The following is a 20,149-nucleotide window of genomic DNA, read 5'->3' as shown; positions in this document are numbered from 1 at the left end:
GCAACAGGAGACACGAACCATGAGCCAGGCCACCACCCTGCCCGCCCCCGCCCCGCGCACCTTGTCCGACTGGTGCATCGGCTTGCCCACCATCGCCATGCTCTTGCTGGTGCTGGTGATCGGCACCGGTGAGATGATCCACGGGCAGTTGCTGCGCTTCGGCGAGAGCTTCTTCGGCAACAAGGCCGAGCACGTGCAGTACTTCATGCTGCGCGCCGAGCCCGTGCGCCCCACCTGCGACGCCAACATGAACGTCGACGCCGAGGTGAGCAAGCGCATGGCCGCCCAGCCCGCCGGCGGTGGTGACGTGATCGACAGCCTGTTCGCCGACGAAGCGCTCGATGCCGACAAGCTGCGCCAGTCGCTGCGCGACACGCTGGCGCAATGCCAGGAGAAGCATGCCTGGTTCCAGCGCGTGGCCGATCACAACACCTGGGCCGTGAAGGCCTACCGCACACTGGAGACCAGCTTCTTCGGCCTGTTCCGCTTCGGCAGCGAGAACCGGCCCATGATCCTGCTGCTGCTGATGGGCTTCACCATCCTGGCCACCACGGTGGGCTACCACCACATCAGCCTGGTGCCGCCTCGCTACGGGCGCGATTACAAGGTGCAGGCCTGGACGATGCTGATCGCCTCAGCCGTGGCGCTGTACTCCAGCATCCGCTACTACCAGATCTCGGTGGCCTCGGGCGTGGCCGTGGAAGAGCCCTTGATCCACTTTGCGTGGATGGTGCTGTTCGGATCGCTGCTGATCGCCAGCGCGTGGCAATGCCTGAGGCCGCACAAGCCGGCCGATGGCATCGGTGATGGCACCTGGGGCCATGCGCTCAAGACGATCCCGCTGGCCGGCCTGATGACGATCAGCTCGGGGCACTACTTCTGGGAGCAGGGCCACCCCTCGGGCCTGGCCATCTACATCAACGCCTTGATGGAGTTCCCCAACATCCCGCTGCAGCTGGCCCTGTTCATCTGGGGCGGCATGCTGTTCAAGCAGACCCGCGTGGTCGACCTGTTCATGAACCTGCTGCGGCCATGGAAGCTGTCGCCAGAAGCACTCACCTACGCCATCTTGCTTGCAGCGGCCATTCCGACGGCCTACACCGGCGGCTCCGGCGCCTTCGTGATGGCGGCCGGCGCCATCATCTACCACGAGGTACGCGCGGTGGGCGGATCCAGCCAGTTCGCGCTGGCGGCCACGGCCATGTCCGGATCGCTGGGTGTGGTCCTGCGCCCCAGCCTGCTGGTGGTGGCCATCGTGGCCGTCAACAAAGAGGTCACCAGCGACGAGCTCTTCCACTGGGGCCTGTTCGTGTTCTTCATCACGTCCACGCTGTTCTTCGCGGCCTCGCAGCTGCGCCGTGAGAAGCACACCATCGACGTGGTCTCGCCACGCGTGGGCGTGCCGGCCATGCTGCGCCAGGTGCCCGCCCTGCTGCCCTACATCGCCGTGATCCTGGCGGTGGTGGCCTTCTACGACAACGTGCTGGACACGCCGCTCAACGAGATCTCGGCGCCCATCATCATGCCGGTCATCATGATCATCATCGTGGTGTTCGACAAGCTGCTGCTGGCGCGCGGCATCGGGCCCGATTCGCAGCAACTGTCGTTCGCGATGCACCGCGAGCGCGGCGTCGAGTCGTCCATCCGCGCGGCCACGGTCGAGACCACCGGCCACCTGGGCGGCTACCTGTTCCTGATCCTGCTGTCGCAGGCGGCAGGCGGCGTGATCGAGCGCTCGGGCATCATCCACATGGCCCCCGAGGTGTTCAGCAGCGCCTGGACGGCCATGGCCTTCATGGCCACCGCGCTGGTGGTGCTGGGCATGTTCATGGAGCCCCTGGGCGCCATCTTCCTGGTGTCGGGCACGCTGGCCCCGCTGGCCTACAAGAGCGGCATCGACCCGGTGCACTTCTGGGTGATGGTGCTGGTGGCCTTCGAGCTGGGCTACCTGATGCCGCCGGTGGCGCTGAACCAGCTGCTGGCACGCCAGGTGGTGGGCGAAGACCTGATCGACGCCTCGGACCGCGAGGTGGCCAACCAGTCCTTCTACCGCCGGTATGAGCGTTGGATCCTGCCTTGCGCGGTGATGACGCTGGGCCTGATACTGGTGTCCTTTGCGCCGCTGCTGATCAAGGAGTTTCCGGCGCTGAACACCTGGCTGCAAGGCTGGACGGCTCCACCATCCCGATGACCCTTTTTTCGCACTGACGAAGACGCGCCCCGCCCCATGTCAGCCGCCCACCATCCCAAGGACCTGACCCTGCTGGGCTCCATCCCGCGCACGGGGCGCTTCAACCTGCTGTGGAGCCTGTCGATCGCGCTGTTCCTGTGGGCGATCGAATGGGCGGGCCGCGACGAAGACCAGCGCTACGGCCTGATGGTGAACCTGGCGTATGCCATGTGCCTGGGCTACTGGTGCTGGACCATCGTGGGCATGGTGTGGCTGGCCGAGGCCCGGCGGCGCTGGCCCAAGCTGCCCGACGCGCGCGAGCGTTTCGACCGGCGCGGCGTGTACGGCCTGGTGGGCTGGCCGGCCATCGCCTTCTGCGCCATCGTGGGCATTCCCCTGGCCTGCCTGTTCGGGGTGTTCCTGGCCCAGGCCATCCTGGCGTTCCCGTGGTGGCCCATGGAGATCCCCAGGGAGCGCCCGCCCTTTGCCGTGTCATTGGTGCTGAGCTACAGCATCACCATCCTGACCTTCACGATCGACTACCTGCGCGTGCGCCTGGCGGCCAACGAGGTGCGCGCCGAGGCTGCCCAGCGACAGGCCCTGCAGACCCAGCTGCGCCTGCTGCAGGCCCAGCTCGAGCCGCACATGATGTTCAACACCCTGGCCAACCTGCACGCGCTGATCGAATCCGATCCGGCCCGCGCGCAGGACATGCTGGCGCGCCTGATCACCTTCCTGCGGGCCACCCTGGGCGGCAGCCGCACCACCACCCACCCGCTGAGCACCGAGTTCGCCCGCGTGGACGACTACCTGGCGCTGATGCAGGTGCGCATGGGCCCGCGCCTGCAGGTGAAACTTGAGCTGCCAGCCGAACTGGCCAGCCACCACGTGCCCACCCTGCTGCTGCAGCCCCTGGTGGAGAACGCCGTCAAGCACGGCCTGGAGCCCAACCCGCCGGGCGGCCAGCTGATCCTGCGCGCCCGCGTGGAAGACAGCACCCTGGTGCTGTGCGTGATCGACACCGGCCGCGGCCTGCGCGCCGCCGAAGCCGCCCGGCAAGGCCCGCCGGGCTTCGGCATGGCCTGCGTGCGAGACCGCGTGCAATCGGCCTACGGCGGCACAGCCAGCCTGAGCATGCAAGAGAGCACCGGCCACAGCGGCACCATCGTCACGCTGCGCCTGCCTCTGAACACCGCGGTCAGCCCCGCGCCTGCCCTGAGCACCGGATCCATCTCACCCTTCGGCCCCAGCGTGCTGCCGCCGCTGGACGAGCCCCCTGCCCACGCCCTTCACCCATGAACGCCACGGCCCTGATCGCGGAAGACGAACCCGTGCTCGCGCACGCACTGAGCACCCTGCTGGGCCGCCTGTGGCCCGAGCTGCGCCTGCTGCCCCTGGCGCAGGACGGCAACCAGGCCGTGGCACTGGCCGTGGCCGAGCAGCCCGATGTGCTCTTCCTGGACATCAAGATGCCCGGCCGCGATGGGCTGGATGCGGCCGAAGCCATTGCCGATGCCTGGCCCGAGCACCGCCCCCTGCCCTTGACGGTGTTCGTGACGGCCTACGATGAATACGCGCTGGCTGCTTTTGAGCAGGCCGCCGTGGACTACGTGCTCAAGCCCGTGCAGACCGCCCGCCTGGCCGGCACCTGCGAGCGGCTGCAGCAACAGCTGCGCCTGCGCGCCGCCCGACAGGAAGACCCGGCCCTGCCGCCCATGCAGGCCCTCCAGGCCTTGCGGCAGACTGCCCCCGCGCCGGCCGCGGCCAGCCAGCCTCCGCTGAGCATCATCCAGGTGTCCACCGCCCAGGGCCTGGTCCTGGTGCCGGTGGACGAAGTGCTGTACTTCGAGGCCGCCGACAAGTACGTGCGCCTGATCACCCCCACCAGCGGCCAGGGGCCTGAGCTGCTGATCCGCACGCCGCTGCGCGAGCTGATGCCGCGCCTGGACGCGGAGCGCTTCTGGCAGGTGCACCGCAGCGCCGTGGTCAACGTGCGCGCCATCGAACGGGTCAGCCGCGAGAACCGGCCCAATGGCCGCCTGCGCGTGCACCTGCGTGGCCGCCCCGAGACGCTGGAGGTCAGCCGCATGTACGCCCATCTGTTCAAGGCCATGTAGACCTCATCGGCGTGCGGCACAATCGTCGGCTTCAAGCGGTGCTTCACGCCGCGCCAGAGAGCGAGCCCCCATGCCAGTCAACCTGTCCGCCCCCAACCCCCAAGACCTCCACCCCGTGCCCGGCGTGCAAATCGGTGTCGCCATGGCTGGCGTGCGCAAGGCCAACCGCCGTGACCTGACCGTGGTGACCCTGGCCGAAGGCTCGGCCGTGGCCGGCGTGTTCACCAAGAACCGCTTCTGCGCCGCCCCCGTGCAGATCTGCCAGAAGCACCTGGCCGCGGGCACCGACATCCGCGCCCTGCTGGTCAACACCGGCAACGCCAACGCCGGCACCGGTGAAGATGGCCTGGTCCGCGCGCAGACCACCTGCATCGCCCTGGCCCGCCACCTGGACATCGCCCCCGAGCAGGTGCTGCCGTTTTCCACCGGCGTGATCATGGAGACGCTGCCCATCGACCGCATCCAGGCCGGCCTGCCCGCCGCCCTGGCCGATCTGAAGGCCGACAACTGGGCCCTGGCCGCCGAAGGCATCATGACCACCGACACCCTGCCCAAGGCCGCTTCGCGCCAGGTCAAGGTGGGCAACGCCACCGTCACGGTCACCGGCATCAGCAAGGGTGCCGGCATGATCAAGCCCAACATGGCCACCATGCTGGGCTACGTGGCCACCGACGCCAAGATCGCGCCCGCGCTGCTGCAGGGCCTGGCCAAGGACGCGGCCGACGCCTCCTTCAACCGCATCACCATCGACGGCGACACATCGACCAACGACTCGTTCGTGGTGATCGCCACCCGCCAGGCCGACCACGCCGAGATCACCAGTTGGGACAGCCCCGAGGGCCGCGCCGTGCGCGAGGCCGTGATCGCCGTGTCGGTGCAGCTGGCCCAGGCCATCGTGCGTGACGGCGAAGGCGCCACCAAGTTCATCACCATCACCGTGGAGGGTGGCCGCGACGAGGCCGAATGCCGCTTGGCCGCTTACGCCATTGCCCACTCGCCGCTGGTCAAGACCGCCTTCTTTGCCAGCGACCCCAACCTGGGCCGCATCCTGGCCGCCGTGGGCTATGCCGGCATCGATGACCTGGACCAGAACCTGATCGAGCTGCACCTGGACGATGTGCACGTGGTGACCAAGGGCGGCCGCCGCCCCGAGTACCGCGAGGAAGACGGCCAGCGCGTGATGAAGCAGAGCGAGATCACCATCCGCGTGGGCCTGGCGCGCGGCACCGCCGCCACCACCCTGTGGACCTGTGATCTTTCGCACGATTACGTGACCATCAACGCGGATTACCGCAGCTGATCACGCCCGCCAGGGCTTGAAAACCGCGCCGCTGGCCCAAGATCCTTGAATGAGGCCAGCGCTGGGCGGGGATCCGTCCTACAATGGTCTTACTTTCCTGGGGCCGACTTGGTTTCGACGTGGGTGCGGATGCGGGATAGTGCATGTCGAGCACCAGTGAGCTCGTAAATCCATCTGGAAACAAACTAACTGCCAACGACGAATCGTTCGCACTCGCCGCTTAACACCGGTGAGCCTCGCAACAGTCGGCCTATGGGCTGGGCTTGAGTCGCAAGACAAGGGCTGCGAGGTTATTCACATAGGCTGGGCTTGAGCGGGGTCACTCCGTTGAAGCCGAGATCAAGTGACTGGTGGGCTCCGTAGCGTGCTGCTGCGCGACGGTGACCACGAGATCCAAATCAGTCAGCTAAACATGTAGATCTACCTGTTGATGGCTTGCGGACGGGGGTTCAATTCCCCCCGGCTCCACCATACACAAGCGCTCCGCCCCCGGGGCGCGACAAGAAGCCCTGAGTGAGTCAATCACTTGGGGCTTTTTTTCGTCCCGACGCAATCCGGATTGGATCGCTGGAATCAGGCGCCCGGCATGGGGCCGCTCAGCGCGATGCAGGCCTGATCGCTGGGGCCTCAAGCAGGTCGGGCCACTGCGGGTTGATGTTCTGGAGGTGCGACGACAGCAGCTTGAGGTAATTCTTCTTGCACTGCCCCTTGTTGCCATACAGCGGCCCGCCAAAGCAGCTGATGCCGTCCGACGTGTAGGTTGCCGAATAGAGAGGGTCAGACTTCGGCTCGCCGGACGAATCAAGGCCCATCAAGCCAACCGTCCAGGCCCGGTACTTCATCAGGGTTCCTTGCGAGCCGGACACGCCGGTGCCGCGCGCCAGCTTTTCATAGACCAAGTGGGAGTAGCCCTTGACGTTGAGGGCTGGCCGCTGCAAGGGATCGGTGTGCACCAGGGTCGTGACCCACGCCCGTGGCCGTGCTCCATTGCTTGAACGAGCGCTCGATGCTGCCCCACGTCCAGTCTCTCCAGTCGGCCGCGCTGATCAGCAAGCCGCCAGTGGGCAGGTAGTCCTTTTCCACGGCGATGTCGAAGACCACCATGATCATATTGATCTGTTTGTGATAGTCGCAGGCATCCCTGGGCCTCGTGCCGGCCGAGGGGGGCCCTATGAAAGTCATGGTGATGGCGATGGTAGTCCGAAAAAAACCAAGCCATTTACTGTATAAACATACAGCAATCAACAAGACTTGGCCTTGCAAGCGGCCAGGAGTGATCGATGCCCTGTCCTGAAGCAGATCCGCCGCGCAATCTCTGGATCAACCGGTGCACCGGTGAGCTGGTCGAGCTCTACAAGCTCCTGCTGGCCCCGCTGCTGGGCAGCATGAGCTTGCCTGAGGCCATCGATTGGTCGGAAAGACTCTGGGAGGACGCCCACGGCGTCATGGCTCCGGAAGAGGCCGCACGCCATGCCGTGGCAGAAGTTGTCCACCTGTCCAGCGCAGACGACCCGCACGGTTCGTCACATCCCTGAACAGCAACATGCACAGGCTGCTCTTGCGCTCCTAGACCGTGGCACGATGGCTGGTGTCATCCACCCCTGCCCGACCTGAGGGACTCACCACCATGGACAACGAAGCCTTGTCACGCCGCATCGAAGTGCTTGAACGGGCGGTGGCCTATGTGGCGGTGGAAACCGGTATCCGCATCGGGCTCGCGAAAGATTTGCTGGCCTTTGCCGAAACCAACCCGGAACGGTGGCGGGTGCCCGTCACGGCGTTCACGCCACTGTTGGACGCCGCCCCCACGAAACAGGCACAGCACAAGGACGCATCTGACCAGTAAGGCTCCCGACGGGTATTCGGTCGCCTGTCAGACATCCGTCTTCAATCCCAGCCAGTGCCGGTAGGTTTCGAAGCGCCCTTGCCGGCCCGCGGGGCGTCGAAGCTCGCGCCATCCTTGGCCTCGCCACCCGACCGATTGCCGGCGCCTCCACTGGTGCCGGGATTGCTGGCCTGGGAAGCTGGCTTCCTGGCCTTTTTCTTGCCTTGCGCAGCGCTGGATGCCTTCTGTGCACCGCTGGCGGCAGAGGCTGCCGTCTGGGCACTCTCAGACCGTGCATGCGTGGCCGTGAAACCGGCGGCCAACAGGCCTGCCAAGGCGATATGAACGATGGCGTGCTTCATGGTGTCTCCAAGTTCTGGTTGTTCACCTGTTGAGCAAACGAGGTGCCTGCACGCATTTAAATGAGATAATGAGAACGTTTCTCATTCCAAAGCGCCATGGATTCGCAGTCTCTGACCCACCTCTACCAGCAGCACCATGGCTGGCTGCGTGGGTGGCTGCACCGGCGCCTCGGGCATGCGGGTGATGCGGCGGACTTTGCCCATGACACCTACCTGCGCGTGATCGAGTCGCGCACGGCGCTGGCAGACATCCGCGAACCGCGCGCCTTCCTGACGACCTTGGCGCAGCGCGTCATGGTCAGTCATTTCCGGCGGCGGGAGGTGGAGCGTGCCTACCTGGATGCGCTGGCCCAGTCGCCCGAGGAGCTGGCCCCTTCTCCCGAAGAACGCGCCATCGTGCTCGAAACCCTGTTCGAGATCGACCGCCTGCTCGACAGCCTGCCGCCCAAGGTGCGCACGGCCTTCCTGTGGGCACAACTCGATGGCCTGCCCTACGCCGAGATCGCTGAGCGCCTGGGCGTCTCGCTGAGCTCGGTCAAGCAGTACATGGCGAGGGCCATCCGGCACTGCTACTTCCCTGAAAGCGCAGCATGACCCAGACGCCCGCGCCCTTGCCGACACCGGTGGTCGATGCCGCCGTGGGCTGGCTCGTGCACCTGTGGTCCGGCGAGGCCACCGAGGAAAGCCGTGCACAGTGGCAGCGCTGGCGCGCCGCCGATCCGCTGCACGAACAGGCCTGGCGCCGCATCGAGGCCACGAACGCACGCTGGCGAGCGCACGCCCCTGGCCTGGCCGAGACGCTGGCCAGATCGCCAAAGGCTGCAGGCCGCCGGCGCGCGCTGGGCGGCATGGCGGCGCTGGCCGTGACCGGCATGGCCGTCTGGGCGGGCAACGAACAGGTCGCCACGCATGGCTGGCTGGCCGGGGTGCGCACCGCCAAGGGCGAGCAGCGCCGCCTGCTCTTGTCCGACGGCACGCAGTTGATGTTGAACACCGCCACAGCGCTGGACATCGACTACAGCCCCACGCTGCGTCGGTTGCGCCTGTACACGGGTGAACTGCTGATCACCACCGCACCAGACACCCATCTGCCCAAACGACCCTTGGTGGTCGACACGCCAGCCGGCCGTGCCAAGGCCCTGGGCACGCGTTTCACGGTGCGCCACGACGCCGAAGGCTCGGCGGCCCCTGGCACGCAGGTCGAGGTATTCGAGGGCGCGGTAGAGCTGCGCAGCGCCAGCGGCCTGGCGCTGCGCATCGATGCCGGCCAGGCCGCCCGCCTGCCGACCGGCGGCACAGCCACCGCAATGGCGCCACCGGCCGAGCCCGCCTGGGCCGAGGGTGTGCTGGTTGCGTCCGACATGCGGCTGGACGCCTTCTTGGACGAGCTGCGCCGCTACCGCTCCGGCCTGATCCAGCTGGCGCCCGAGGTGGCCGGGCTGCGCCTGTCCGGCGTGTTCCCCTTGGGCGACACCGACCACATCCTGCAGGCCCTGGGGCAGGTGCTGCCTGTCCGGGTTCAGGTGCCGGTCCGCTACTGGGTGCGCATCGGTCCGGCGGGCTGACTGGTCTGTACCTTTTCGAATCTCGCGCGACAAGGAAGGGAGAGCCCCTTTTTCTCCTCTTTCCGAACACACCATGCAGTACTTTGTTGCGCCACGCGGGCACCGCCGCGTCCTGTTCCCTTGCACCACCCTGGCCGCCGCGCTGGCCACCGCCTTCGCCGTCGCCGGCCCGCTGGTCACCCCTGAGGCCAAAGCCCAGACAGCCGCCAGCCAGGCAGCTGTGGCCTACAGCATTTCGGCCGGTCCGCTCGAGGGCGCCTTGACCGCCTTCGCCAAGACCTCCGGCGTATTGCTGGCCTACCAGCCTGAACTCGTGCGTGGCCTGGCCAGCCCCGGGGTCCAAGGCAACCTGCCGCCCGCGCGAGCACTGTCCACGCTGCTCGTCGGCACCGGCCTGCAGGCTGTCGTGGCCGACAACGGCACCTGGACGCTGCGCCGCGTGCCCGACGCCGCCCCCATCGCCCCTTCCGCAGCGGGCAACGCACTGCCAGAAGTGCGCGTGACTGCGCAGGTCGCACGCGACGGCAGCACCGAAGGCACCCAGAGCTACACCGCGGCCGGCCCGAGCCGCTCGGCCACAGGCCTGCCCTTCACGCTGCGCGAGACACCTCAATCCGTCACCGTGATGACGCGCCAGCGCATGGACGATTTCCACCTGGAAACACTGTCCGACGTGCTGACGCAGACGCCGGGCGTGACCGTGTCCAAGCAAGGCGACATGACCACGTTCAACGTGCGCGGATCCACCGTGAACCTGAAGGTCGACGGCAATCGGCTGCTGTCCAGCGGCTGGGGTTGGAACAGCCACATCATGTATTCGGCCGACGACATGGCCGAGATCGACCGCATCGAGGTGCTCAAGGGATCGTCCGGCCTGATGAACGGCGATGGCAGCTATGGCGGCACCGTCAACCTGATCCGCAAGCGGCCCACGCACGAGTTCCAGGCCAGCGTCAAGGCAGGTGTGGGCAGCTGGGACAGCTACCGGGCCGATGCCGACATCAGCGGCCCGCTCAATGAAGCCGGCACCCTGCGCGGGCGCCTGGTGGCTGCGCACAAGGATGCAGACTCCTTCCGCGACCGGCAGCACAACCGCAACACCACGCTGTACGGCACGCTGGAGGCCGACCTCACGCCGGACACCCTGCTCGGCGTCGGCCTGACCTACAAGGAGCGCACGCTGCGTGGCGCCGGCGGCACCACGCCGATCCAGGCGTTCTCGGGTACCGGTGAACCAGTGGAGCGGATGCGACGCTCGTTCAACATCGGTGCCTCCTGGGCCGGCTACGACCAGGAATCGCTGGGCCTGTTCGCGCGGCTTGAACACCGCTTCGCCGGCGGCTGGACAGCCAAGCTCCAGCTGGCGCGCGACACCGTGGAAACGCCGGAGTTCCTGATCGGCTACCTGCGCTACGCGCTGCCGGGCCAGGTCCAGTACAACCGCTACACCGACATCGACGACCGCAACGGCAGCATCAGCCTGGATGTGCAAGGCCCCTTCCAGCTGTTCGGCCGCACGCACGACCTGCTGCTGGGCGCCGGCAGCGCGCGGGCACGCACCACGCTGCTGCGCGGCAGCAGTGCCAACACCACGCTGACCGATGTCGGCATCGACTACGCCGATGGCGGCGCCGGCATCCCGCAGCGCGACTGGAACAGCCTGAGCTACTCCAACGACCTGTTCAGCCGCAAGAACCGTTATGTGTACGCGGCCGGCCGCTTCAGCCTGGCCGATCCGGTCAAGCTGATCGCCGGGGCACGCCTGAGCGACTACGACCAGAAGGACGTCACCGACATCGGCTGGTACAACTACAGCATGCGCGAGCGCAGCGTGCTCACGCCATACGCCGGCCTGATCGTGGACGTGGCGCCCAACGTTTCTGTGTACGGCAGCTATGCCAGCATCTTCCAGCCACAAAGCGCCAAGGACGCGGCCGAAAGCACGCTGCCCCCGGAAGAAGGCACCACCTATGAGCTCGGCGCCAAGGGCGAGTTCTTCAACAAGCGCCTGAACGCCAGCCTGGCCTACTTCTGGATGCGCACGAACAACACGGCTGAAGAGGTCGGATCGACCCCCAGCGGCGACAGCATCTACCGGGCCGTCGACGGCGCCAAGCGGCGTGGTTATGAGCTGGAACTGTCGGGCGAGCTGGCCCGCGGCTGGCAGGCCCAGGGCAGCTATGTGCTCAACAGCAGCGATCTGGACAGCGCCTCCACCACACCCAAGCACCAGTTCAAGCTGGGGAGCAGCTACCACATCGGCAGCGGCCCACTGCAGAACCTGACGGTGGGCGGCGGAGCGCGCTGGCAGAGCGCCATTTCCACCAGCCGTGGCAGCGCCACGCTGCGCCAGGATGCCTACTGGCTGTTCGACCTGATGGGCCGCTACCAGGTCAACCGCCACCTGAGCATCAACCTCAACGTCGACAACGTGTTCGACAAGAAGTACTACTCGGGCGTCACCGACTTCACGAGCCAGGGCCTGTTCTACACCTGGGGCATGCCGCGCAGCGTGAATCTCAGCGCACGCTACGATTTCTGAGGCGAGTCTTCAGAAACAAGCCGACGGCGACGGCAAGCCGTCTGGCTTGTCCAGGAAGGCATCGGCCCAGTCGGCCAGCGGCAAGGCTGGCTGCTGGTGCACGATGCGCCGCAGGATGAGTTCGAGTTCGGGCAGTCCGGCAGAGCGGCCTGCCCACGCCGAGGGTTTCACGGCCTGCCACTGGCCGCCCGCGCCGCACTGCGCCATCTTGAAGCGAAAGGTGTACTGCCCCGGGATGCCCATGCGCAGGTCACTGACCACCAGCGCATCGCCGACCACGTCGTAGCGCAGCCAGTCGTCCGTGAACCAGCGGAGCCGCTCGTGCAAGGGCACGCCGCTCAGCACACGTGCCGCCTCCAGGTTCAGCGGATAGCGCAACCACTCCGGCGGGGCACGATCGAACAGGCTGGTCACGGCCTCGATATAGTGTCCATCGGGTGTCTTGGCGATCACGCGCCACACCAGCGTGTTGATGGGCATCGGCACGGCACGCAACGCCGTCACCACGATGCCCTGATCACGCAGCGCCTGGCTGACGCGATGCTCCGCCAGCACGCGGTTGCCCAGGGCAAAGCCCAGGTAGGCGGTGCTGAACACCAGTGCCCATGTCAGCACGGCCACACTGCGGCCCCTCAGCCCACCGGCTCCGGCAAAGAGCACGGCGCCCAGCAAGGGCACGGTGTAGACGGGGTCGATGATGAAGATGGCAGCCCAGCTCGCTGGCGTCGAGGCGATGGGCCAGAAAATCTGCGTGCCATACACGGTGAACGCGTCCAGCAGCACATGCGTCACCAGCACCAGCCAGGCCGTGGTGAAGAGCCTCGGCCCACTGTAGGGTGCGCCGGGCCACCGCTTGCGTATCAGCCAGGTCATCAAGGCTGCCAGTGCCGTCAGCACGAAGACGGAGTGCGAGAAGCCCCGGTGGTAGGTCATCGTGGACACCGGATCGGCATAGCGCACGAACACATCCAGATCGGGCAGCGTGCCCAGCGCAGCGCCGTAAAGCAAGGCGCGGCGGCCTTGGGCCCTGCCCAATAGCGCGCCATGCACGGCAGCGCCCAGAACGGCTTGAGTGATTGAATCCATGGTCCTGAAAGCAAGAAGGCCCCGGGCGGATCATCGCCCAGGGCCATTGTCGCTGCTGGCCCGAATCAGGCCCCGGTGTTCACCGACGACGGCGTGCGCGCATCGCGCCGATCACGGCCAGCGCCGACAGCACCATGGCACAGGTCTGCGGTTCGGGCACGGCTGCGGCCAGCTGGTAGACGGAGGTCGTGTTCGAACCTTCGCTGGAGAAGGCCAGGTAGAACTTGCCGTCCAGCGAGTAGCCGCGCAGGCCTTCGGGTGCCAGGTCGCCGTCGGACACGATCATGTCGACGAAGCTGGCGTGGGCCGGATCGGTGATGTCGAACACGGCGATGCCGGCCTTGGTGGTGCGCTCCAGGCCGATCAGCGCGAAGGTGCGGCCGTTGATCTCCATCACCTCGACGCCTTCGGGCTCCACGCCCTTGTCACGGCTGCGGCCATCGTCGTAGATGCCGCGGGCGATGGCCTCGCGGTCCAGGATCTCGCCGCTGTCGTAGACGATGTTGCCGTCCTCGTCGCGGATCGAGAAAGAGCGTGCGCCTGCCGCGAACAGGTTGCCCGCGGACGAATCCGTGTTCGTCACGCGCAGGTTGGCCAGCTCGCCCGTGGCGCCCAGGCTGCTGGCGGCCGAACGGTCGCCGTCGTCCTCGCGGAAATCGCCTTCGTTGGCCATCACGACGAAGGTCTGACCGTTCTTCTCGTACACGGCGATGCCATCGGGCATGTACAGGCCCTTGGCGTTGACCGAGCTCAGGTTGATGCTGCCGTTGTTCAGCGCATCGATGCGGTTGCCGGGCAGGCTGAAATCCTTGGCGCCCAGGCCGATCACCTTCTCGAACTGGCCGGTCTGCACGTTGAGCACGCCGATGGCGTTGGCCTCCTGCAGCGTCACGTAGGCCTTGGTGCCCGCGGCATTGACCGCGATGTACTCGGGCTCAAAATCCATGCCGGTGTTGGTGCGGATGTTCGTGCCCGTTTGCGGCACGCCGGCCAGCGTGGCGGTGTGCGTCACGGTGCGGCTGCCCACGTCGATGATGCTGACGCTGCCCACCGGGTCATTGGCGGCTGCGCCGTAGTTGCGTGGCACTGTATTGCCGATGCGCGTGCCGTAGGTGCCGGGCGTGCCCTCGTTGGCCACCAGGATCTTGCTGCCGTCCTTGGTGAAGGTCAGCATGTCGGGCAGCGCACCCACCGTGATGGGGCTGCTGCCGGCCAGCAACGAGCGCGTGCTGGTGTCGTACAAGGTGACCAACCCGGCGTTGGTGCGCACGCTGGATTCAATGGCAAAGGCGGCGATGCCGTTGTTGATCGACACGCTGTTGATCTGGCCGTAGGCCGACACGTCGATGCGGTCGATGAAGGCACCGGTGCGGGCGTTCAACACATCGACACCGCTCACACCGGCCACCCACAGGGTGCTGGTGCTGGCATCGAAGCCGACGATCTCCGACAGGAAACCACCCGTGCTGCTGTGCTGGTAGCTCCAGCTCTTGCTGATGTCGTCGAGCGCACCGGCCGAGGCGGAGACGGCGATCGAGGCCAGGGCAACCGACGTCAGGGCTGCACACAGGCGACGGGCGATGGAAGGCTTGCTTGTCATGGACTGCTCAGAATGGGTGTGTTTCAGGCCGGCATACTGCCCAGGCTCCATGACAGTCCCGTGACGACATGGTCCCGATGGATCACTCGATCAAGGGGGCGCCACTCATCGGCCAGACACAAGGCTGCTGAGTCCGATGTGTCCAGATGGCGCGTGCGCCAGGGCGCGACTCACAACTCCGCAGAGATCGTCGGCGACCACACATCCTCGTCGTCTTCATGCTCGCCCGAGTGGGTCTTCATCCAGGCGCCGAGTTGCGCCAGCGGCATCGGCTTGGCATACAGGTAGCCCTGGATCATGTGGCAGCCTGCCGCACGCAGCCAGTCGGCCTGCTGCTGGGTTTCCACGCCTTCGGCCACGCTCTTGACGTTCATGCGGCGCGCCAGCGCCAACATCATGTCCACCAGCATCGGGTCGTGTCCCGGCTCGCCCAGGCCTTCGATGAAGGACCGGTCGATCTTGAGCTTGTCCACCTTCATGCGCTGCAGGCGGCTGAGCGACGAGTAGCCGGTACCGAAGTCGTCAATGGCAATGCGGAAGCCGCGCGCGGACAAGTGATCCAGCACGGAGCTTTCAGCCCCATTGACCTCCATCACCGCGCCTTCGGTCACCTCCAGTTCCATGTCGGCCGGGCCCAGCCCGTGCTGCCGCAAGGCACTCATCAGCGCCGCCACCAGTTGAGGATCGGCCAACTGCCGGGGCGACACGTTCACGCTCACATACGGCAGGGCCACACCTTGCGCGCGCAAGGCCACCAGGTCACGGCAGGCCATCTCGATCACGGCCAGGCCCAGGGGCAGGATCAGGCCGGTTTCTTCCGCTACAGAGATGAACTCGTCAGGGCGGATCACCCCGAAACGGGGATGGCGCCAGCGCACCAGGGCTTCCACCCCGCGCACGCCGCCATCAATGCCGACCTGGGGCTGGTATTCCAGGAACAGTTGCCCCTGGATGATGGCCGGGCGCAGCTCGGACTGGATGAACTGGCGGCGGCGCGCGCGCGATCCCAGCAGGTCATCGAACAGCACCAGCTTGCCGTGGCCCAGTCGCTTGGCCTCGTCCATGGCCACGTCGGCACGGCGCAAGGCCTCTTCGGCCGTGTGCACCTCGGCATCGAGCACCACGGCGCCGATGCTCACGCCCAGCTGGGCCGACATCTGTTCGGCCTCGAACGGCGCCACCAGGCTCTCCGTCAGCGCATCCACCGCCGCGGCCACGGCCAGCGGCTCGCTGACACCGGGCAGGATCAATGCGAACTCATCGCCGCCCAGCCGGCCCATGCTGCCCTGCGCGTCCGGCAGGGCCTTCGCGAAGCGGTGCGTCACCTCGCGCAACACCAGATCACCCATGTGGTGGCCATGCGTGTCATTGAGGTGCTTGAAGCCGTCCAGGTCCAGGTAGAGCAAGGTGGCGGGGGCCCGCTCGGCCTTCGGCCGGCTCAGATGGGCCGACAGCACTTCTTCAAAGGCTGCGCGGTTGAGCAGGCCGGTCAGGGCGTCATGGCGGGCCGCATGGCGCAGCTGGTCTTCGCGGCGCAGCACCTGCTGACGCAGACGCTGCTCGGCACTGAACCAGGTGCCCAGCCCCAGCAGGGCCACGATGCTCACGACCAGCAGATCCCGCAAGGTGGCCTGGTAGGCCGGGATCAGGCTGTGGCGCACCTCTACGAAAGCCGATGTCGTTCCCCGCGGGAAGGACTGCACACACACCGAATCCCATTGATCACCCGCCGAGCACAACGCGCTGCCTCGCTGGTGATAATTGGCCGAACAACGGCCTTGCACGCAATAGCTGGACGACACCACGTCCGTGAAACGGCTGGAGGCACTGGTCAGCCAGGGCGCCGCATCGGTGGAGCTCATCGCACGGGACAGCTCGATCACGGTCATGATGGATTCGGCCTCGCCCAGAGCGTCGCGCCGCACATCCTGCATTTCGAAATACAGGCGCTGCCAGGTCAGCAGCAAGGCAGCCACCACCAGGGCGAGTGTGAATGGCAGCCAGGCCAGACGGCGACGCCCAGCCTGCTGATTCCCTCCTGAATGCTGTTCCCTGCTCGCCTTCACCGCGCCTCGTCCTTGTCAAAATCGGACGAGCCCCCGCTCATGGGGACAGTCCATGACAACTTATCGGCCGCAGTTACACAAAACCAAAGGGTGCGATTTGAGGTCAGGTGGTGACTTTTTGCCGCTCAGGGCGAAGGCACATCGATTGCCTCTGGCTTGGTCAACACCTTAGACGCCGGAGACAAGACCATGGCCAAGAACAGTCTTTGGGGCGCCACGCCCGCCCCTACCCACGCCGCAGGCACCGATGCCGATGCGCTCGGCCCCAGCGACAGCTCCGACAGCGGATCCGACATCCAGGGGCAACTGCATGTGGAAACCGACGACGATCTGGAAAGCCGCGCGGCAGCCATCTCTGGCGCGGGCAACACCGATCCAGAAGCGGACAGCGATACCGCAGGCACAGGCGAGCGTGGATCAGCCACCCCGGACCATGTGCAGGACGGCTCGGACGTGGCCCCAGACCGGGTGATCCTGCCGGCCAGTGAAGCCCTGGACAGTTCGCCAGACCTGGTGTCACTGGACGATCCGCAGGCTGTCGACATAGAGAACCTGACCGTCGATGAGGAAGACTCGGAGGAAGAAAATCCCGATGACCCGGCACTCACGTCCGATTCGGCCCGCGTTCAGCAGGCCGGAACATGAGCGCTCAGGCAGGCATGCCCTTCCTGATCACATCATCATGCGGGCGGCTTGACTGACCGGGTTCATCGGCAAATCGGGGTTGGCCAGTTCCGATGCCTGGGATTCGATCATCTGGCCTGCTTGCCTTTGCAGTTCTGTCGCGACATCGTTGGTGCGCTGACCAGCGTCCAGCACCTGTCCCGCGCCGGCCAGCCACATGTTGCGCGTTTGATCGGTGGCCAGGTCGAAGAACGGCAACCAGTCGGGCATGCCGAACGCCACGGCAGTGTTCAGCTGGGCTTGAAGCAGCAGCCGAGCCGTTGAAACGTTCAGCTCATACAGGTGCTCGGCACCTCGCAACGCCAGCTCAGTCGCCTGAACTGGATTGAAGATACTGGAGGCATCGTGAAGATTGAGTGCGGTCTGGTACATGGTGGGCTCCTTGCAAACACATGCGAGCCCTGGCACGCACAACGCACGCCAGGGCACCTTCCATCCATGGCAATCCGAATGCCTGCCTATGCCCGCCAAGGGCAAGGGCCAAGGCAAACGGGTAGACTGTTCTGCACCCCCTGCAACACGGCCCGCTCCGAGGCCGTCCAACCGCCAAAAGCCTGCGCAGCAAGACGCAAGGATCCTGGATGAGCGAACAAGAAGAACGTCGGTGGGAGACGCAGCAGACAGCCTGGCCACCCGGCACGGGTGAACTCGCGCGGCTGATCCGCGAGAAAGACTGGTCGCAGACCGGGTTGGGGTCGATCGAGGGTTGGCCAGACACCTTGCGTGCACTGGTCTCCTCGCTGCTGGACAACCGCTTCGCAATGATCCTGCTGTGGGGCCCCGATCTCCTGCAGATCTACAACGAGCCCTACGCACGCCTGATGCGCGACAAGCACCCGGCCTACCTGGGGTGCCCGACACAGGCCTGCTGGCCCGAGGTGTGGCATTTCAATGAGCCCATCTACCAGCGGGTGATGTCCACCGGCGAGAGCGTCTTCATGGAAGACCAGCCTTATGTGCTGGAGCTCGAAGGCCAGCCGCGCAGGCACAGCCTCACCATCTGCTACAGCCCCGCTCGCGGACCGCAAGGCCAGGTGCAGGGGGTGATGGTCACCATCGTCGACGTCACACGCCGCGTCGAAGCCGAAGCCGTGCTGGCCGACGAGCTGCGCGCCATGAGACAGCTGCACGAGCTGGTATCACGCCTGCTGCATTGCCAGGATCTGGACAGCGCGATGCACGAGGTGCTGGACGCCACCTTGACGATGATGGCTGCCGACAAAGGCAACATCCAGCTGTTCGACGCCGCACACCAGACGTTGCGCATCGGTGCACAGCGCGGGTTTGACGAGGCATTCCTGCGCACCTTCAGCACCGTGGATGCCGCGGCCGAATCGGCCTGCGGGCGTGCCTTGCACAGCAATGCCCGCGTGATGATTCCAGATGTCAACCTGGACGAGGGCTACGCCTCGCTGCGCGAAGTGGCCCGGGAAGCCGGTTACCGCGCCGTGCAAAGCACGCCCCTGCTGGGCCGCAATGGCGTGCCCATGGGCATGCTGTCCACGCACTGGAAAGAACCGACCCAACCTGCCGACAGCGCCATGCGCATGCTCGATCTCTATGCCAGGCAGGCGGCCGAGCTCATCGAACGCTCACGCATCGAAACCCGACTGCGCCAGGTGGCCGATGACCTGCGCCAGGCCAGCCGGGCCAAGGACGAGTTCATCTCGATGCTGGGACATGAGTTGCGCAACCCCCTCGCGCCGATCCAGATCGCCTTGCACCTGATGGAGATGCGCGGTGAAACCGGCTCGGAGAGGGAGCGCGCCATCATCGGCCGACAGGTGCACCACATGGCGCGCCTGGTGGACGACCTGCTGGACGTGGCGCGCATCATCCGCGGCCAGGTCACGCTGCAGGCCAATCCCACCGAGTTGTGGTCCGTGGTGGGCCGGGCCGTGGAAACCGCCTCGCCCCTGATTGAGCAGCGCCGCCATACCCTGCAGATCGAGGTGCCTCCCGTCGGCCTGCAGGTGATGGCCGACCCTGTGCGGCTGGGGCAGGCCATCTCCAACCTGCTGACCAACGCCGCGCGCTACACACCGCCAGAGGGGCACATCCGCATCTCTGCCCAGGTGAACGAGCAAGGCCAGGTGCAGCTGACGGTCCATGACAACGGCGTCGGCATCGAGCCAGATGACCAGGCGCGCGTGTTCGACCTGTTCGCCCAAGGGCGCCAGGGCATCGACCGGTCTCAGGGCGGTCTGGGCCTGGGGCTGACCATTGCACGCACCATGACCACGCTCCATGGCGGCACCCTGAGCTGCCGAAGCGAGGGGAGGGACCAGGGCAGCAGTTTCACCTTGACCCTTCCCCGCTTGCCCGAAGATGCCGGCAGCCCATATGCCGGAGATGAGCGCAGCGGCACGCCACAGGGCAGCGGCCGCACGGTGCTGGTCGTGGACGACAACGAAGACGCCGCCCGCATGCTCGGAGAACTGCTGCGCTCCTGGGGCTATGGCGCGCTGGTGGTGCATGACGGCCCCACGGCGCTCCAGATGCTGGACGGCCAGGCCATCGACCTGGCCGTGCTGGACATCGGCCTGCCCGTGATGGATGGGTACGAGCTGGCGCAAGCCATCCACCGGGTCCCGGGGCATGAGCACACCCCTCTGCTAGCGCTGTCAGGCTATGGCCAGCCGCACGATCGCAAGCGCTCCAGCGAAGCCGGCTTCCTCGACCACCTGGTCAAGCCGGTCGACATCCAGCGGCTGGCCCACACCCTCGAATCGCTCCGCCAGCCCGTCGTCTGAGCAGGCCCAGGCGGGGCGGCGCGCGGCAGGCGTGCCTTGGGAACGTCCTTTGCCAGAGGACGTGATCCCCACCGCCCGG

18 protein-coding genes and 1 other RNA gene are annotated in these 20,149 nt (G+C 66.4%); 12 read left to right on the top strand and 7 right to left on the bottom strand.

Annotation, left to right across the window (positions count from 1 at the left end; all coding sequences use genetic code 11):
* Positions 1–19 precede the first annotated feature (19 nt).
* The 5 genes from EIP75_RS10575 to ssrA all read left to right on the top strand — a co-directional run bounded on the left by EIP75_RS10575 (position 20) and on the right by ssrA (position 6,058).
* Positions 20–2,191 (top strand): TRAP transporter large permease subunit, encoded by a 2,172-nt coding sequence (locus tag EIP75_RS10575; RefSeq protein WP_125243236.1) that lies wholly within the window; start codon positions 20–22, stop codon positions 2,189–2,191.
* A gap of 36 nt (positions 2,192–2,227) precedes the next feature.
* Positions 2,228–3,469 (top strand): sensor histidine kinase, encoded by a 1,242-nt coding sequence (locus tag EIP75_RS10570; protein ID WP_233584798.1) that lies wholly within the window; start codon positions 2,228–2,230, stop codon positions 3,467–3,469.
* Positions 3,466–4,287 (top strand): LytR/AlgR family response regulator transcription factor, encoded by an 822-nt coding sequence (locus EIP75_RS10565; RefSeq protein WP_125243235.1) that lies wholly within the window; start codon positions 3,466–3,468, stop codon positions 4,285–4,287. The genes EIP75_RS10570 and EIP75_RS10565 overlap by 4 nt, the downstream gene beginning before the upstream one ends.
* A gap of 70 nt (positions 4,288–4,357) precedes the next feature.
* Entirely contained in the window at positions 4,358–5,587 is a 1,230-nt protein-coding gene (gene argJ / locus EIP75_RS10560; protein ID WP_125243234.1) for a bifunctional glutamate N-acetyltransferase/amino-acid acetyltransferase ArgJ, read from the top strand.
* A 99-nt stretch (positions 5,588–5,686) separates the two neighbouring features.
* Positions 5,687–6,058: a transfer-messenger RNA gene (gene ssrA / locus EIP75_RS10555) on the top strand.
* A 125-nt stretch (positions 6,059–6,183) separates the two neighbouring features.
* Here the strand turns inward: ssrA and EIP75_RS10550 are convergent.
* Positions 6,184–6,429, bottom strand: a complete 246-nt coding sequence (locus EIP75_RS10550; RefSeq protein ID WP_125243233.1) for a hypothetical protein — start codon at positions 6,427–6,429, stop codon at positions 6,184–6,186.
* Positions 6,430–6,475: 46 nt separating this feature from the next.
* Positions 6,476–6,697 (bottom strand): hypothetical protein, encoded by a 222-nt coding sequence (locus tag EIP75_RS24125; protein WP_125243232.1) that lies wholly within the window; start codon positions 6,695–6,697, stop codon positions 6,476–6,478.
* Positions 6,698–6,867: 170 nt separating this feature from the next.
* Here EIP75_RS24125 and EIP75_RS10540 point away from each other — a divergent pair, with 170 nt between their 5' ends.
* Both EIP75_RS10540 and EIP75_RS10535 read left to right on the top strand, forming a co-directional pair.
* Complete coding sequence (locus tag EIP75_RS10540; RefSeq protein WP_125243231.1) at positions 6,868–7,122, top strand: hypothetical protein; 255 nt, start codon at positions 6,868–6,870, stop codon at positions 7,120–7,122.
* Positions 7,123–7,214: 92 nt separating this feature from the next.
* Complete coding sequence (locus EIP75_RS10535; RefSeq protein ID WP_125243230.1) at positions 7,215–7,433, top strand: hypothetical protein; 219 nt, start codon at positions 7,215–7,217, stop codon at positions 7,431–7,433.
* Positions 7,434–7,474: 41 nt separating this feature from the next.
* On the opposite strand, the gene EIP75_RS10530 is transcribed toward EIP75_RS10535, so the two are convergent.
* Positions 7,475–7,774, bottom strand: coding sequence for a hypothetical protein (locus EIP75_RS10530; protein WP_125243229.1), 300 nt, complete (start codon positions 7,772–7,774; stop codon positions 7,475–7,477).
* Between the two features lie 96 nt (positions 7,775–7,870).
* On the opposite strand from EIP75_RS10530, the gene EIP75_RS10525 reads away from it, so the two are divergent.
* The 3 genes from EIP75_RS10525 (at position 7,871) to EIP75_RS10515 (ending at position 11,881) form a co-directional block, all read left to right on the top strand.
* The gene (locus EIP75_RS10525; protein ID WP_125243228.1) at positions 7,871–8,368 is read left to right on the top strand and encodes a sigma-70 family RNA polymerase sigma factor; all 498 of its coding nucleotides are present in this window, start codon (positions 7,871–7,873) and stop codon (positions 8,366–8,368) included.
* Positions 8,365–9,339 carry a FecR domain-containing protein gene (locus tag EIP75_RS10520; RefSeq protein ID WP_125243227.1) on the top strand — a complete coding sequence of 325 codons (975 nt, stop codon included), beginning with the start codon at positions 8,365–8,367 and terminating at the stop codon, positions 9,337–9,339. Before EIP75_RS10525 ends, EIP75_RS10520 begins: the two co-directional genes overlap by 4 nt.
* A 73-nt stretch (positions 9,340–9,412) precedes the next feature.
* Positions 9,413–11,881 (top strand): TonB-dependent siderophore receptor, encoded by a 2,469-nt coding sequence (locus EIP75_RS10515; protein ID WP_125243226.1) that lies wholly within the window; start codon positions 9,413–9,415, stop codon positions 11,879–11,881.
* 9 nt (positions 11,882–11,890) lie between these two features.
* Here the strand turns inward: EIP75_RS10515 and EIP75_RS10510 are convergent, their stop codons facing one another.
* From EIP75_RS10510 to EIP75_RS10500, 3 genes are all read right to left on the bottom strand, one after another.
* A complete protein-coding gene (locus tag EIP75_RS10510) occupies positions 11,891–12,967 on the bottom strand; it encodes a metal-dependent hydrolase (RefSeq protein ID WP_125243225.1) in 1,077 nt (358 codons plus the stop codon).
* A 79-nt stretch (positions 12,968–13,046) separates the two neighbouring features.
* Positions 13,047–14,567 carry a choice-of-anchor I family protein gene (locus EIP75_RS10505; RefSeq protein ID WP_199758556.1) on the bottom strand — a complete coding sequence of 507 codons (1,521 nt, stop codon included), beginning with the start codon at positions 14,565–14,567 and terminating at the stop codon, positions 13,047–13,049.
* Between the two features lie 170 nt (positions 14,568–14,737).
* Positions 14,738–16,633: a putative bifunctional diguanylate cyclase/phosphodiesterase gene (locus EIP75_RS10500; protein WP_125243224.1), complete on the bottom strand. Its 1,896-nt coding sequence runs from the start codon at positions 16,631–16,633 to the stop codon at positions 14,738–14,740.
* A gap of 189 nt (positions 16,634–16,822) precedes the next feature.
* Between EIP75_RS10500 and EIP75_RS10495 the strand changes: the two genes are divergently transcribed.
* A complete protein-coding gene (locus EIP75_RS10495; protein WP_125243223.1) occupies positions 16,823–17,278 on the top strand; it encodes a hypothetical protein in 456 nt (151 codons plus the stop codon).
* 27 nt (positions 17,279–17,305) lie between these two features.
* Here the strand turns inward: EIP75_RS10495 and EIP75_RS10490 are convergent, their stop codons facing one another.
* A complete protein-coding gene (locus EIP75_RS10490) occupies positions 17,306–17,689 on the bottom strand; it encodes a phasin family protein (protein ID WP_125243222.1) in 384 nt (127 codons plus the stop codon).
* Between the two features lie 209 nt (positions 17,690–17,898).
* On the opposite strand from EIP75_RS10490, the gene EIP75_RS10485 reads away from it, so the two are divergent.
* Entirely contained in the window at positions 17,899–20,070 is a 2,172-nt protein-coding gene (locus EIP75_RS10485; RefSeq protein WP_125243221.1) for a hybrid sensor histidine kinase/response regulator, read from the top strand.
* Positions 20,071–20,149 lie beyond the last annotated feature (79 nt).

Origin of the sequence: Aquabacterium soli (genome assembly GCF_003933735.1) — a bacterium.
In the GTDB taxonomy this organism is placed as follows: domain Bacteria; phylum Pseudomonadota; class Gammaproteobacteria; order Burkholderiales; family Burkholderiaceae_C; genus Aquabacterium; species Aquabacterium soli.
This window is presented reverse-complemented; position numbering and strand designations above follow the sequence as displayed.